General features: G+C 39.7%; 10 protein-coding genes. 8 read left to right on the top strand and 2 right to left on the bottom strand.

What is annotated here, in order from left to right:
- The first annotated feature begins 26 nt into the window (after positions 1–26).
- The 7 genes from RMY63_RS24310 (at position 27) to RMY63_RS24280 (ending at position 12,281) form a co-directional block, all read left to right on the top strand.
- The gene (locus tag RMY63_RS24310) at positions 27–179 is read left to right on the top strand and encodes a hypothetical protein (protein ID WP_322731174.1); all 153 of its coding nucleotides are present in this window, start codon (positions 27–29) and stop codon (positions 177–179) included.
- 1,532 nt (positions 180–1,711) lie between these two features.
- Complete coding sequence (locus tag RMY63_RS24305) at positions 1,712–4,522, top strand: calcium-binding protein (protein WP_322731173.1); 2,811 nt, start codon at positions 1,712–1,714, stop codon at positions 4,520–4,522.
- Positions 4,523–4,707: 185 nt separating this feature from the next.
- Positions 4,708–5,637 (top strand): ABC transporter substrate-binding protein, encoded by a 930-nt coding sequence (locus tag RMY63_RS24300; RefSeq protein ID WP_322731172.1) that lies wholly within the window; start codon positions 4,708–4,710, stop codon positions 5,635–5,637.
- Positions 5,638–5,649: 12 nt separating this feature from the next.
- On the top strand, positions 5,650–7,095 hold the full coding sequence (locus RMY63_RS24295; protein WP_322731171.1) for an ABC transporter substrate-binding protein: 1,446 nt from the start codon (positions 5,650–5,652) through the stop codon (positions 7,093–7,095).
- A 94-nt stretch (positions 7,096–7,189) separates the two neighbouring features.
- Positions 7,190–9,670, top strand: coding sequence for a hybrid sensor histidine kinase/response regulator (locus RMY63_RS24290; RefSeq protein ID WP_322731170.1), 2,481 nt, complete (start codon positions 7,190–7,192; stop codon positions 9,668–9,670).
- 270 nt (positions 9,671–9,940) lie between these two features.
- Complete coding sequence (locus tag RMY63_RS24285; protein ID WP_322731169.1) at positions 9,941–10,753, top strand: response regulator; 813 nt, start codon at positions 9,941–9,943, stop codon at positions 10,751–10,753.
- Between the two features lie 883 nt (positions 10,754–11,636).
- The gene (locus tag RMY63_RS24280) at positions 11,637–12,281 is read left to right on the top strand and encodes a sigma-70 family RNA polymerase sigma factor (RefSeq protein WP_322731187.1); all 645 of its coding nucleotides are present in this window, start codon (positions 11,637–11,639) and stop codon (positions 12,279–12,281) included.
- A 313-nt stretch (positions 12,282–12,594) separates the two neighbouring features.
- Here the strand turns inward: RMY63_RS24280 and RMY63_RS24275 are convergent, their stop codons facing one another.
- A complete protein-coding gene (locus RMY63_RS24275; RefSeq protein WP_322731168.1) occupies positions 12,595–14,169 on the bottom strand; it encodes an AAA-like domain-containing protein in 1,575 nt (524 codons plus the stop codon).
- Between the two features lie 5 nt (positions 14,170–14,174).
- A complete protein-coding gene (locus RMY63_RS24270; protein WP_322731167.1) occupies positions 14,175–15,596 on the bottom strand; it encodes an AAA-like domain-containing protein in 1,422 nt (473 codons plus the stop codon).
- Positions 15,597–15,848: 252 nt separating this feature from the next.
- On the opposite strand from RMY63_RS24270, the gene RMY63_RS24265 reads away from it, so the two are divergent.
- The gene (locus tag RMY63_RS24265) at positions 15,849–16,379 is read left to right on the top strand and encodes an AbfB domain-containing protein (RefSeq protein WP_322731166.1); all 531 of its coding nucleotides are present in this window, start codon (positions 15,849–15,851) and stop codon (positions 16,377–16,379) included.
- The last annotated feature ends 90 nt before the right edge of the window (positions 16,380–16,469 follow it).

The raw sequence follows: 16,469 nt of genomic DNA, 5'->3' as shown, positions 1-16,469 counted from the left end.
CACGAGCCTTGAAATAATCAGAGTTCGTGGATTACGCCAATAATGATCTCGAACAGTTCACGTGCAGAGATCCACCACTACCTTCGGCAATGGGGATTCGCAATGCACCCAGCCGTGAACGACAGGAAGGATGCGATCGCGATCGTACCCTTATAGTTAGCATTGCCAGAAGAAAATAGCACCGACTGAGCTTTGAATATGACATAACTATTTTCTTTGCCTAAAATAAGAAGTATGTACTATGTCAAATCGATACACAAACAATCGTCAGTGTATATAATCCTGATTGTATGAAGAATTAATGAAGTGAAGGGCAATAAATTTACATATCTACAAGTACTAGTTGACTTATACTACCACCTATATAAATACTATACTGATGCTAATTTAAAAAATTTTTGCTATACATAATGCGCACTCTCCGCGATATCTTGAGGAGGGGTCTTATCTATATTTAGATATAGCAATTCTATTTGATTTGTGAAAATCCAGGGGCTTCAGATCCCCGACTTCTCAAATAAGTCGGGGATCTCGTTGTTCACGAATGATTTAGGACTGCTATCAGATTGATATTGCATTCTTTTTTCAAATTGGCATGGTCAAAGAAATCCATTATTTAATACGCCTTCATTCCCTGGTGACTGTTATTTTTAATAAAAATCTATTTTTGTTCAAAATCTACTAATATAGTCCAGTTTCAGATCCACCGTCCTCAGTATTTTCTATGCGATGGCTAAGACGATCTACGCCTAAGCTACGAGGGTATGTTTGGTGGAGATAGTTATCCCTAAGTAGCTCTTGATAACGTGCCAATGCTCCAGTGCGATCGTTTTCAATTCCTGTAACTCGTCGTCAGAACCTCGCAGCATAACCCCAGATTTGAAAAACTCTTACAGCTTGCTTGTCTACTAGGGGGACGACACGCTACACGAGCAGATAAAACAACCGTTTAGCTGCTGTTTAGCTGCTGCATTTGGCTTGTTAGTGGCTATCAAGACATGAAGAATAGATAAAGATAAGTACTGACATTATACATACTAGTCGGCAAATAATATGAAGAGTATGCAAAGATATCTCTTTAAGTGTGGACATGTCAGTAAATCTTCAGATATGGTTATCAAAGTGTTATTTAGATGTTCCCTATTTTTAAGCTACACACCCACGGGCTATAGCCCACAACGACTGCATAAAAATTCTTTCCCTATCGAAAGTGAATTATTCTCTATATTTACGACAGTAGGGCTTACGCTTTGATAAAAAATATGAAGTGTTGGTTTTAGGCATTCAAGCTTGATTTTTCGACACTTTGTCAGTGATGGCTGGGTTGATCTGCGGATCAAGAATGATAAAAAAAGTGTGAAACCATCTGTTTTCATAAATATACGCTCATAAATATGTACAATGCTTAAGACTTAGATAGTCGTAAGTAGTATTATTAACGGGTACACAAATAACGAATGAAAAAGGAAATAGGGAATTAGGTAAAGAATTTAACTTTGAACCTCCTGCCTTTTTCAAGTTAGTTAGATAAGTCCTACTTAACAAGCTTATCAATAGGGTAAATCTTCGAGAAAATTGCTAGCCCCCAAGGGTGACATAAAAGTATGTCGAAAGCGTTAACTCTCGACGATTTCTGTATGTTCTGAAACAACATTAACAACAAGTTAATAGCTGAAGTTACTCAAAAAATCAATTCAGGAAGATAAAAGTTATGGTGAATATCATTGGAACCAACGGTAAGGATACTCTACTGGGTAGTCAGGACGCAGATACAATTAATGCTAAAGTAGGTGATGATTTCATTGATGGCAAAAATGGCAATGACCTTTTAAGCGGTGATGCCGGAAATGATACCGTCATTGGTGGTGCGGGGAATGATACTCTCCTTGGTGTTACAGATAACGACTCCCTCCGTGGTGGTGCGGATAACGACTCCCTCCGTGGTGGTACTGGTAGTAACGTAGTACGGGGTGATGAGGGAAATGATACCCTTGATGCTTCCTATTCTTCTGGAAATAATATTCTCAGTGGAGATGCTGGGGATGACTACCTCGATATTAGCTATTCTGCTGGCAACAATACGGTTTCAGGCACAGACGGCGATGATTCCTTTTACGCCAATGAAGTCCAGGGTATAAACACTTTAAATGGAGGCGCTGGTAATGACACCTTCTATTTGTCCGCCTCAAAAACTGCCCCTTCTTCCTTAATTACTCAAAGTGTAAATGGGGAAACTGGTGAGGATTACTTGTCTGTATATTACACCAGTGCTACTAAAGGAATCACTTCGAGTTTCGATGCTGCTAGTAAGACTGGCTCGATTAGGGCTGGCACAAATCAGATTAACTACAACAATATCGAACAATTAGAAATTAGAGGTACAACCTACGCTGACTTTATTGTTGGGAGCAATGGCAACGATTTACTCTTCGGAGGCAGTAGTGGCAATGATTTAAATTATGGCAATGATACGATTTTTGGCGGTGAAGGTAACGATTACTTAAATGTTGATTATTCAACAAGCGATAACATTCTTAATGGTGGTGTTGGTAACGATCAATTCAGTGCTACCTCTTCAACAGGCGATAACATCCTCAATGGAGAAGATGGCAATGATAATCTCTCTGCGTCTAAAACGGATGGCAATAATACCCTCAACGGTGGTGCTGGTGACGATCAATTAAATGCTAACTATTCAACAGGGAATAACATCCTCAATGGAGGAGAAGGCAATGATTCTCTTAGTGCCTCTCGCGACTATGACTATTCCGCCTCATTTACCTCTGGCAATAACACTCTCAATGGTGGTGCTGGTGACGATCAATTGAGTATTAACTATTCAAAGGGCGATAACATCCTCAATGGAGATGATGGCAATGATTCTTTCTTTGCCTCTGGCTACTACGACGACAAAAAAGCCGAGGGCACGTTTGGTAATAACATTTTCAATGGAGGGAATGGTAATGATTCCTTCTCTTTCGTTTTATATACTTCCCCACTTTCCTTAGCGACTCAAACAGTAGATGGGGGGACAGGTAACGATTTGTTGAGCGTTTCGTATATCTATCCTAGTGGGGGAATCACAACAACATTCAATGGTGCTACTAATACTGGCTCGATTAGGGCGGGCACGGATCTAATTAACTACAAGAATATCGAAGGATTAGATATCTCAGGTACAGTCTACAATGACTTGATTGTAGGAAGTAATGGCAACGATACCATCTCGCTCTACGGTAGTAGTAGTGGCAATGATACTATCGATGGGGGAAAAGGTGATGATTTATTGGAAGCCTATTATTACAGTAATTCTAGCGGGGGCGAGGGAATCACTTCGACATTCAATGCTGTTACTAACACTGGTTCCATTACATCAGGCACGAATCAGGTTAGCTACAAGAATATTGAACAATTAAATATCTCAGGTACAGCCTACAATGATTTGATTGTGGGGGGCAATGGCAATGATACACTCACCGGAGGCGATCGCGGCAAAGATACCATAGATGGAGGCAAAGGTAACGATTTATTGTCCTTCTATAACTATTCTATCAGCCAGGGAATCACAACGACATTCAATGCTGCTACTAACACTGGTTCGATTACAGCAGGCCCGAATCAGGTTAGCTACAAGAATATCGAACAATTAAATATCTCAGGTACAACCTACAATGATTTAATTGTGGGGAGCAATGGCAACGATACCCTCGCTGGGGGACGCGGAAATAACACTATTCTCGGCGGTGCAGGTAAGGATTACTTGACTGCTGACTATTCAAATGGTAATAATTCCCTCTCTGGTGATGATGATAATGATTATCTTAACGTCTCTGGCTCCTACGACGACTACCGAGGCGATTTTTATCTCGATGCTATCTCTGGTAAAAACACCCTGAATGGTGGCGCTGGTGACGATAACTTAGTTACTAACTATTCATCAGGCAATAACCTACTGAATGGGGGCGATGGCAATGATACTCTGACAGCCGCTGGTTCCGCCTCCTTATATTCCTCATACGGAGCTTATACTGTCTCTGGGAATAACACGCTCAATGGTGGTGCTAATGATGATCGCTTGATTGTTGACTACTCATCAGGCAATAATCTACTGGATGGAGGCGATGGTAATGATACTCTCACAGCCTCTAATGCCTCTGGCAAAAACACCTTCAAAGGTGGCAAAGGTAATGATAACCTGTATGGAGGAGCTGGTACTGATACCTTTGTTTTCAATAGTTTCAATGAAGGCGTTGATAATATTTATAACTTCAATGCGACTAATGAACTGATTCAGGTATCGGTTGCTGGTTTTGGTGGTGCGTTATCATCAGGTTTACTCTCAGCTAGCTCTTTTACCCTTGGAACATCTGCAACAACGAGCAATCAGCGATTTATCTATAACAACACTACAGGTGCACTATATTTTGACCAAGATGGCAGTGCGGGTGGATTTACTCAGGTACAATTTGCTTTAGTTACTGGTGGAGTATCACTAAGCCAAAACAACCTTCTAGTTGTTTAACAAAGTTTTTTTGGGGTTTAATTCCCATGCCTAACGACGGCAGCACGTTTTGATGCCTAACTAAAATCCCCGTCACAAAACGTAATTGCGAATTGCGAATTGTGAGCCACTTGCAATCTTGGCGATTTCCGTCGATTGCAAAGTGGCGAACCCGAAGGGCGAATTGCGAATTGGTTTAATCGCCAATGAGCCAAGCAACTATTCACATTTTTTACTGGCGAGATTTGCTAAAGCAAATAGGTCATAAAGAAAGTGATATACCAAAAATTTGGGATGCTTTTTGGGAGTTTTGGAAACAAATACAGGATGACTTGCGGACAAAACAAATACCAGATAAAAAACAGAATATTTATGGGTTAGGGTTTACTTTCGGTATTAGTTCTGCTGATACATACTACTTTTTTGAGCAGATTTTAGAAGCATACGATGTGCAAATTTTAGATTCTATGGATAAACTCCTCCTTGACAAACCGAAAGTACGTCAAGGTATTATTAACAGCTTAAAATGGTACACAAATTTTTATCAGCAAGGCTACGTACCACCAGATGCTGTAAATTGGTTAAATCCAGATAATAATCGTAGCTTACTTAATCAAAGCGTGGTTATGACTCCTAACAACTCGCTTTCAATTCCTGCTGCTGTGCGGCAAAACCCTGATGCATATTATCAAAAGCTTGGTATCTTAGAGTTTCCAAATAAACCCAATGGCTTGCCAATGCGCTACTTAATTACGGTTAAAGAAGCGTTTTTATTTGCCGAATCTAAGAAACAGAAACTAGCTAAGGAGTTTCTTGCATACTTAATACAACCAGAGGTGATGGGAAATTATCTCAAAGCTTCTGGAGGTCGTCATTTACCAGTTCTAAAATCAGCGTGGAAAGATCCTTTTTGGAAAAATTCTAAAGATCCCTATCTCTGGACTGCCATTAATATATTTCTCAACAGAGAAACTCGCCCATTTTATTTTGTCCAAAACCCAGCTTATAGCTTAGTTTTGAAAGATAATGTCTGGGGTAAAGCTATCAATCGAATTGTTGTAGATAAAATTTATCCAGAGCAAGCAGCTGATGAAGCGATCGCTCGGATTAAGCAAATTTTTGACCAATGGCAGTAAGCTTTTACAAAGATGACATTTAAAAGAAAAGCTAGTCAAATTGCTAAAGGCTCTCAGAATCGGGCACAATATCAACATTATCGCAGATATGTGTTGATCGTATTCACACTCAGTTTGATAATTATTGCTTGTACTAACACCTCTCAATTAAAACAATCTTCAGTCACCCATTCCCCTATTGACAACACAGTTTTAAAGATTTGGTGGGATAAAGGTTTTACTGTCGATGAGGATGAAGCAATCCAGCAGTTGGTGAGCAACTGGCAAAAACAAACTGGTAATCAAGTCAAGCTTTCCTTCTATATCGGCGATGAGTTACCGCAGAAAGCGCGTAGAGCCATTCAGGCGGGTAATCCACCCGATATTATGATGAGTTACGGCGCTGAAAGAGCTTTGAATCCGCATTTGGCTTGGGAAGGAAAGCTGGCGGATGTAACGGATGTAATTGAGCCAGTCAAAAATCTTTATCCTGAATATGCCCTGCAAGCTGTTAATTATTATAATAATGCTGCAAAAAAGCGAAGCTACTATGCAGTTCCAATCAATCAGGCAACAGTTCACATTTTCTACTGGCGAGACTTGCTAGAGCAAATAGGTCGTAGCGAAAGCGATATCCCCAAAGATTGGGATGGTTTTTGGAAATTTTGGAAAAAAGTACAGAACGATCTGCGGGCAAAAAAGCAAAAACAGGATATTTATGGGTTAGGTTTTCCTTTCTCTACTGGAGCTTCAGATACCTACATCTTTTTTGAGCATATTTTAGAAGCATACGATGTGCAAATTCTCGACTCCAAGGGTAAACTCCTGATCGATGACCCAAAGGTGAGACAACAAATTGTCCAGGTATTAGATTGGTATACTAAATTTTACCAACAAGGTTATGTGCCACCAGATGCACTCAATTGGTTAAATCCAGATAATAATCGCAACTTGCTCAACCGGATGGTGGTGATGACTCCTAATAACACGCTGTCAATTCCTTGCTCTGTCCGTCAAGATCCCGACACCTATCGCAATCAGCTTGGCATCTTAAAATTTCCCAACAAACCCAACGGCAAGCCAATGCGTTATCTACTCACACTTAGGCAAGCAGTTTTGTTCGCCGATTCTCAGCAACAGAAAAAAGCTTTGGATTTTCTTGCATATCTCACCCAATCACAAGTTATAGGTAAGTATCTGAAAGCTGCTGGAGGCTGTAATTTACCAGTTATCAAGACACTTTTGCAAGACCCATTTTGGAAAAACCCAGCTGACCCACACGTTTCAACTGCGGTTAAGACGGTGACGGAAGGTTCAACGCGGTTGTTTTATTATGTCCAAAACCCGGCATACAGCGTAGTGTTAGAGAAGAATATCTGGGGAAAAGCTCTGAATCGAATAATTGTAGATAAAATTTCTTCAGAGCAAGCAACTGATGAGGCAATTAAGCAGATCAAACAAATTTTTGCTCAATGGTAATCAATAATTATCTATATTAACTAAAGGAATAACTTATCTGCATGAATAAGAAAAAAGATAAATATCTTTAGAATAAGAAACAACTTGTAAATATATGAAGTTCTGGAATCAACACCTAACTATTAAAGTTGCCAGTTCCTTCTTATTCCTATCCTTGGTAACTGTAGGTGTAGTAGGAGGATTTGCTTTTCTCAATGCGAAGGAAGCTTTGAAGCAAGCTGCTTTTGAACGACTCAGTGCTGCTGCCACCTTGAAAGAAGAAGAAATTACCCGTTGGTTTGAAGACCAACAACGGGACTTTCTCTTAGTAACTCAGTTTCCAGACGTACAAAATAATTTTCAAATCCTTTTAAATTCCCAAGCCGCCGACGCAAATTATCGTCAAGCTTACAAAGTTCTCTCAGATTATCTCGCAAATATGGCTAAAATTAAGCCAAGTCTTGGAGAAATTTCCATTCTTGACCGGAGCAATCGGATTATTTTATCTACTAACAAGCAGCGTGAAGGTGAATATGAAATTTCAGCTAATATCACCTATATTGAACAGATTCAGCCAGGAGACTCTTTTGCCCCCATCTTCTATGCCTCACCTACTACTGGTAAGCCTTCAGTTACTTTTGCAACCCCTCTACGTGATGCAGCCAAGGTACGCCAAGGTGTTCTTTTAGCCGATCTAAATTTAGACCGAATAGATCAGATTGTACGGGAACGTACAGGCTTGGGTAAGAGTGGCGAAACTTATTTAGTTGGTTCTTTAGTAACTAAAAACGCTTTTATTTCTAAAGATAAAGATAAAACACCGGACTTTTCTCAAGGAGTTAGCAGCCAAGGTATTGATGCAGCAATGGGTGGAATTAGTGGTCAAGGACTTTATCCAAACTATGCTGGAGTGTTAGTAATTGGGGTATATCACTGGCTCAATGACCAAGACCTAGCCTTAATGGTAGAGATGAACCAGGAAGAAGCCTTTGCGCCGGCTCGGCGATTAGCAGGGACGATGATGCTAGTGGGATTCTTATCAATGGGATTTCTATTGATTGGAGTGTCTTGGCTTACACGACAGTTAAAAATCTCTGGCGAACAGTTAGAGAATTACAGCCATAGATTAGAAGTAAAAGCCAAAGAAGCCGAAACTGCCAACCGTGCCAAAAGCGAATTTCTCGCAAACATGAGTCACGAACTTCGCACTCCTCTTAACAGCATCCTTGGCTTTACTCAGCTAATGACCCGCGATTCTTCTATCAATGCTTCTCAGTTGGAACATTTAGAAATTATCAGTCGTAGTGGAGAACATTTGCTTACCTTGATTAATGATGTGTTGTCAATGTCCAAAATTGAGGCGGGTTTAACGACACTGAACAACAATAGCTTTGACTTGTACACTCTACTTGATTCACTTGAAGAGATGTTTCAAATTAAAGCGGAATCCAAAGGTTTACAGCTGATGTTTGAACGTAGACTTGAAGTTCCTAGATATGTGCATACAGATGAAAGCAAATTGCGTCAAATATTGATTAATCTCCTTGGTAATGCTATCAAATTTACTCAAGAAGGTGGTGTTAGTTTGCGAGTTAGGATCAAGGAAGAAAGTAAACTACAGCAACAAGAAGGGGCACAAGTAAGAAAAAACTCCTATCCTTCATCCTTCTGGCTTTATTTTGAAGTCGAAGACACTGGCCCAGGGATTCCACCTGCTGAAATTGAAAAGTTATTTAAGCCCTTTGTTCAAACAGAAGCAGGTCAAAAATCTCAGCAAGGAACAGGTTTAGGTTTAACTATTAGCCAACAATTTGTGCATCTAATGGGGGGAAGTATTACTGTTAGCAGTACTTTGGGCCAAGGAACGATTTTTTCTTTTGATCTCCAAATTAGTTTAGCAGAAGTAGCTGAAGCTCCAATTCAACAACTAAAACGACGAGTAATTGGTTTAGAGCCTAATCAACCAAAATACCGAATCTTAGTAGTTGAAGATAAATGGGAAAATCGCGAACTCCTAGTCAAGATGCTGGTATCGCTTGGCTTCGAGGTACGTCAAGCTGAAAATGGTCAAGAAGGAGTGACTCTTTGGGAAACTTGGGAACCGCAACTAATTTGGATGGATATGCGGATGCCTGTGATGGATGGGTATGAAGCTACTAAACAAATTAGAGCTACTTTAAAGGGTCAAGCTACTGTGATTATTGCCCTAACTGCTAGTGCTTTTGATGAGGAACGCTTTGTAGTTTTATCGGCAGGCTGCAACGATTTTGTACGTAAGCCATTCCGAGAAGAAGTAATCTTGAATATGATGTCTAAATATTTAGGGGTACGTTATGTATATGCAGAGAAACCCCTTCAAAAAGACGAATTTACCGAAAATTCTGACCGGAAACTTTTATCATTAGAAGAGATGCTGGCTCAGATGCCCACTGACTGGGTAGCACAGCTACACCAAGCGGCATTGTGTACTGATGAAAAGCTGATTTTTAGCTTGCTTGAGCAAATTCCTGAAGAATCTGCTCTTTTGACAAACACTCTGTCTGATTGGGTTAATAACTTTCGCATTGATAAAGTTATTGATTTAACACAACTGTAAGAAATGATTTTTGAATCAGAATTCAAAAGTCAGAACAAGAAAGTGGGGATTGATATCTGCCACTAATTAAAGACCACTAAATCTTCGTGTAGCGAATGCACTAGAAGATTTGGTGGGGATCTTAAACCGATTCATTCACCAGTCTGACTCCAATTAAATTCTGTTAGCGGTAACGGGGCGTTTAGCCCATTCTGATTTCTGACCGGAGCTAACGGAAACGTCTCCGGCTCCGCTCCTGAATTCTTTTTTAAAAAATTAGTTCTAATAAATATGGATAACCATCAAGTTCAGCTACCAAAAGCAAATATTCTTGTTGTTGATGATACACCTGATAATCTGCGACTTTTATCCGCTATGCTAACTCAGGTTGGGTATGAAATTCGGAGAGTCATTAACGGACAAACAGCTTTGAAAACAGCAGAAGCTGCACCGCCCGATTTAATTTTGCTTGACATCATGATGCCAGAAATGAATGGCTATGAAGTTTGTCAACACTTGAAAGCCTCACAGAAAACCCGCGACATTCCGGTGATTTTTATTAGCGCCTTGGATGAAGTTTTTGACAAAGTTAAAGCTTTTGCTGTCGGGGGAGTGGATTATATTACCAAACCTTTTAGTGAAGAAGAAGTTTTTGCCCGTGTAGAAAATAACTTGACTATCCGAAGGTTGCAAAAACAACTGACCGAGCAAAATATACTTTTGCAACAGGAAATTAGCGATCGCCAAAAAGCCGAGTCAGCGCTGCGCCTCAGTCAGTTTTATCTAGATAAATTTAAGGATTCTATCTTTTTTGTAAATTCGGATGCCCAGCTAGTTTACGTGAATGAAGCCGCCTGTCGTCATCTTGGCTACTCCCGTGCAAAATTACTGACCATGACTGTTTACGATATAAATCCAAATTTTTCGACGGTTACTTGGCAGGAGCACTGGCAAGAAGTTAGACAAAAAGGCTCTCTCACTTTTGAGTCTACTCAACGAACTCAAGATGGTCAGGACATAGCCGTGGAAATAACTATCAATTATCTGGAGTTAAACGGACAGGAATACCATTGTGCTAGTGTCCGCGATATCACCTCCTACTAACACCGTTTCAGTAATTTTCTAAAGTATTTTTGTATCAAAAATTGTGTAGGTGACTAAGTAGTCTGAGATTGCTGGAAGATATAGCACAAGCCTTGGTGATTAGGACATCAACAGATGATAAAACTTAGACACAAAAAGACTTTTCACCCAGTCCCCAGTCCCCAGTCCCCAGTCCCTAGTCCCTTGCTATACCTTTAGTCAAGACTTCTAATCGAAAATTGCTAACACAGGTGGGAAAAGAGATTTTTTCTGACGTTACCGACATTTTTTACATAAATTAATAAAACTTTGACGGCAAAATTCCTGACAAATTATGACTTTTTCATGCTGTTAAAAAGTGAGCGATTCACTTAAATTAAAAGTATGGTCAAAGTAAACTTCAATCCAAAACCTCAAGAACGTTTAATAAGTAGAAGCAGAAGGGAAAACCCCAACAGCAACAGGTTCTTAATTATGTCCTCTTACTGAGTTGATTATGTGGATTGAATTGAGTCGGTGAGCAAAAGTGCATTGCCCATTGCAACCATGCTGTTATTACCTCTGATATCTAACAGATAATGACAACATCAAAAATCAAGCAAAGAAATGCTTGGGTACTGCATCAAGCCTGCAAAGTATGCGGAATATAAGAAACTTGAGGAAAGAAAATAAGATGCGAAAAAATAGTATAAACCAAGATTTTATCCCGCCTGAAGAAGCAATTCATCGCTGTATTCAAGTATCTGAGCAAGGAAATATGGATAGCATTGCTGTTAAAACTGATGATGTAAGCAACAACTCTTTGACTGTAGAAGATGTTACTACTGATTTAGACATTCAGAGTCATTCACTACCAGTAAACCAGGAAGTCAGACATCTGTTGTTTAATACCTCAGTTAAGGAGGTGCTAAATGAACAGCTAACATCCCTAGTTGCCCAAGCCCGTAGACATCCACCTGGAAGCCATCAACGTCAGAAACTGCTCACGCAAATCATTCGTTTGACACAAGATAAACTCTGGAAGGAAAATACTCCCTACTATCAAGACGCACTGCAACAAACTTGGTTGTATTTCTGCCGCAACGTTTGTGATGGTCTGACAGGTCAAGCCTATGACTCCACTCAAGGTAGTGTGATTACTTGGTTAAATGCTTACCTAAAACGCAGACTACAAGACTTTTATCTCAACCAAAACCGGGAAAAAGCCACAACAGTCTCCTTTGGGGTTCGTCAGTCTAAGTCGGGTGAGATTATTGAAACTATTGACCCGATAGATAATATATCAGCTACCCCCCAAACGCCTCCCATTCTGGAAAACCTGGAGATATGGGTGAAGACAGACTCGGATATGGAACTACGTAGTACTCACATTAAAGGGCATCCAGACGTAAATTGTCAGGTCTTAATTCTCAAACGCTTACCCCCGGAAGTTAGCTGGAAAGAATTATCTAAAGACTTTGGGCTGTCAATTGCGACATTAAGCAGTTTCTATCAACGTCAGTGTCTACCACGCTTGCGAAAATATGCTGAGATAGAGGATTTATTCTAAACTAGACTTTCACTACAGGAAGGTAGCTCACAAAATTCCAGTTACTGGCAGCAAAGCAATATTTCAGCATCTTGAGATGATCAAAAGCAGCAGAAGTATATCTAATCTTTCAGAGACGCTCTTGCTAGCTTGCTTAAGAGCAGGGGTACGATTTAGTGGTCAACTTTCGTAGTGGCGGGTCTGAATCCCCTACTAATTGATTCTGACCGGAGGCGGAGCGTCTCCGGCTCCGCTCCTGAATTCTGATTTCTGAATTCTTCAAATCTGATTTGTTCAACAGTTTCGCACCGAGAACTAGTCTAAACTCCAGTACTCATGGGTAATGTAGTAATTGTTTTGAGGTCACTGAACAGTGCTTTTTATACTCGAAAGTCACCATCGCCAATCCTAAAACAACTATTAATGTCCAACCGAACGCGCCTAGAAAAAATAATCTTTGAAATCTAGCTGCTTTTTGTTCTTGAACTAGTCGAGCTTTAACTTCTTTAGTTCGTTCTGCTTCTAACCATGTCTCAACTTCTCGCCGATCGCATTCTTGGCTGGCTGCTAAAAATTGATAATCCAAATCACTCAAGCTTTTGCCTTGTGACCAAGCTAGAGCTTCATGTAAAGCTGTCCCGCGTAATAGTCGGGAATTATCACAGCGATCTGAGGCTACCCAAGCGTTGAATGCTTGGGAGTAGGGTCGTAATTTTGCTAATTGTTTTTCTACCCAAGTTTGGTTAAAAACCTCTTCATAAATCCGGTTTTTTACTATTAGTTGCCCTTGCTGCTTGGTTACTAACCCCGACAACAGCAGTTCTATTTGTTCTTCTCCATCATCACAAGCTATCTGAATTCCTTGTAAAATTTGCTGGTACAGTCCTAGTAAACCTCCAGTACGCTGCTCATTTATCAGTAGGCGATCGCGGATTGTTTTCAAATGCTCTGGATCGTCTTTTGCTTCCCATTTTTCAATAATATGGGTTTGCACTAGTTTCTCTAAAATTAACAAGGGAAATTGGTAATAAAAATTTATCAAATGTTGATTAATAATCGGTAAATGGTTATCCAATTTATAACGCTCATCAACTTCTATGCTTCTGTGATCCTGAACATCCTTGCTTCCAGAATTTCTTTCTTGCACTACTATCTGACAGAGCTTTTGAGTCAGAAATGGTTGACCATTTGTCCAAGCTAAAATTTCTTTGAGAACCGACATCGGATTAGCTACTTTACTTTCTAACCCTGCTGCTAATGGTTGAACTTCCGATAAATTAAAGCCATGCAGTTCAATAGATTTACCAATATTAAATGGAGTACAGTTGCGATCGGCAATCAAATTTGAAGGGGTTGCCACTCCAAACAGTGCCCAAGTTAGGCGGTTATATTCTGGATTTTCGGCTCGTTGATTGTAGCACGAGCGAATTAGAGTAAAAAAATCGACTACAGGGAAATTTAAACCTAAAACACTATCAATTTCATCAATAAAAATAAATATTTTTTCAGTTTTGAGTTCAACTAACAAAATGTCTTCAACAAATTGGCTCAATCGCTGTAATGCAGGTAAATCTTCACGCTCCGACCACCAAGATTTTATATTAACTTTGCTAAAGAGATTAAAGCTTCTTAATAAGTCAACTACTATACCCTTATACCACTGAGCAGGAGTAATATTGCCGTTGCCAATGCGAGTCATATCGATAGAAGCACAGCTATAGCCGGCTTGTTCTAATCGATGCCTTGTTTGTAACCGCAAACTAGATTTACCCATTTGTCGGGAACTAAATACATAACAAAATTCACCTTGAATTAGAGCATTATAAAGTTCAAAGTCAGCCTGCCGTTCTACATAGCTAGGAGCATCGACTTTGAGACTGCCGCCAATTTGATATTCGTATTTATTCATAACTTTTAGGTTAATTGCTCTCGGAAATATAGTTGATACAACTCACAACTAGCTATTGCCTGATTTCCTGCAAGTTTTACCAGACCCATACTTTCTAATTTATAAGCAGCGATCGCTTCTAATTGCACACTTGTTGGAGAGGTAACTACCCGTTTGAGTGCGATCGCAAGTTCGGGATGTTCTTGGAGATTGGCTAGATGATGCCGTAAATAGTTGCTATAAATGCCGGCAATTGTGGGAGCCTCTTTTAGTAGCTGTTCTAGGGTTACTGTTTGATGTCCCAGGTTATAAAAAGCCAGACGAGCTAGATAGGGATGACCACCAATCATCGCTAGTAGAGGAGCCAGCTTTTGCAATCCTTTCTCACCTTTGCCCCAATCAAGTCCATGACGCACCGCCAATTCTTGTATCTGCTCTAAACTAAATTCTGGTAACTTAATCGGTAGCCCCACATTGAAAGGGGATTGATTAATATCTAACGGGATATAAGCTTCAGTGGCATGAACTACTATTAGTCGGAGTTTTTGCCAGATTTCTAATTCGGAAGCGTCTTCATACCAAGAACGCAGTAGTGGGAGAAAATCCCTAGAGATTTCTGGATACTCAAAAATTCGATTCACTTCATCCAAAGCTAAGACTACCGGAGCGTCGATTTTCTCTAACAAATACTCTTGTAAATACAATGTGCAGCTAACTTTGCTACCAATATCTTCATCCCAATAATCATCTAGTCTAATCTCTAGGTTCAACTGCCGACTGACGTTAGCGCAAAACCAGCGTAAGAATTTTTCCAAGCTAGTGAAAACTTGACTATCTGCCCTCTGTAAACCAATCTGTACAGTGTGTACCCCAGTCTGTTTGGCATGAGTAAGAATTCTGTGCATTAGGGATGTTTTTCCCATTTTGCTGGGGGCTTTGATTCTGATTAGGCTTCCAGGTTTGTTGATTTCTGTATATGTGCGTTCTTCAATTGGCGGACGCTCTATATAAAAAAAGGAATTAAGCGGTACTGAGCCACCAGGATTTTCTAAGAAGTCGGGATTAGGGATTGGGGTTATTCTCTCGTCTTGCTTTTCGATTGCTAAAGAAGAACCTGATATCACATCTTTGGCTCTGCTTGTTGGCTGAGACTGTCTCAAGACTGCTGGCACAGTTTGTAGTTTTTCTGACAAAACGCTACTTTGCGCTCGCCGTCTCAATACTGACCGAAAATTACTTTTTGTCACCTCTTCCCCGAAAGCTTGTGAAAGTAGCTTCCATAACTTAGAACCAACATCTTTTATATAATTAGCATCGTAACCACAGCTTTCGGCGATATCTGGATAAGTTTGTCCTTCCCAAGCTTGACGAAATATTATTTCCTGAACATCACTTAAGCCATGTTCGAGAAATGTGTCTAAAATTACTAGCGCTTCTTCTATATTCATTTGTAAAAAGCATAAAGTTTGTTTTAAATAAGACTTTAGCGGAATTTTTCATACTTTTTTCACTATTTACTTAAATTTAATTAACTCAGTGTCGATGCAGCAACTAATAAGAGTAGTTTCATCGCATGAAGCCTTTAAGCTTAAGATGAACTATGTAAATATTTCTAACTAATTTCCAGAATTTATAGAATTAATACTAAATTCTAAGTTAAGAGCATTGTTTTGCCAATGTTATCTAAAAAGATTGTAACCATGAAAAATACCCTCTTTGCACTAGCGCTAACCTTATCAGCGCTTCCTATATCTATTTCTACATCAATTAATCCTGCGATCGCAGATTCAACTCCTGTTGAACCGGCTGTTTCAATACGAACATTTAATCTTTTTAGCTATTATATTCGTCATCGCAATTCCCTTGGCGAGATTAGCCAGATTTCAAGTTCTCTAGACAGAGCAGACGCAAGTTTTAGAGTAAGGTCGGGGCTAGCATCTTCTAACTGTGTTTCATTTGAATCCTCAAATTTTCCAGGATACTACTTAAGACATCAGTATTTTCAAATTAGATTAGATCGTAATAACAATACTGCACTGTTCAAAGCTGATGCAACGTTTTGTATAAAACCAGGTTTAGCAAGTTTAACAAATGTTTCTTTTAGGTCATATAATGTTCCTACTTACTACATACGTCACAGAAACTTCAAGCTATATATTGACCCGTACACCACTGATAGCTTGTTTTTAAACGATGCCACTTTTACACTAGTACCACCGTTCACTCTCTAGCTAAAGCGGCTTATAAACTTAGTCATTCAATTCCTAATGGCTTGCATAGAGTAAACTGTCTCTTGGCGCGTTGGTACATTACTAGAGATG

The organism is Nostoc sp. ChiQUE01b (assembly GCF_034531255.1).
Taxonomy (GTDB): Bacteria; Cyanobacteriota; Cyanobacteriia; order Cyanobacteriales; family Nostocaceae; genus Nostoc.
The sequence above is the reverse complement of the archived record's forward strand: the minus strand, read 5'-3'. Positions and strand labels throughout refer to the sequence as shown.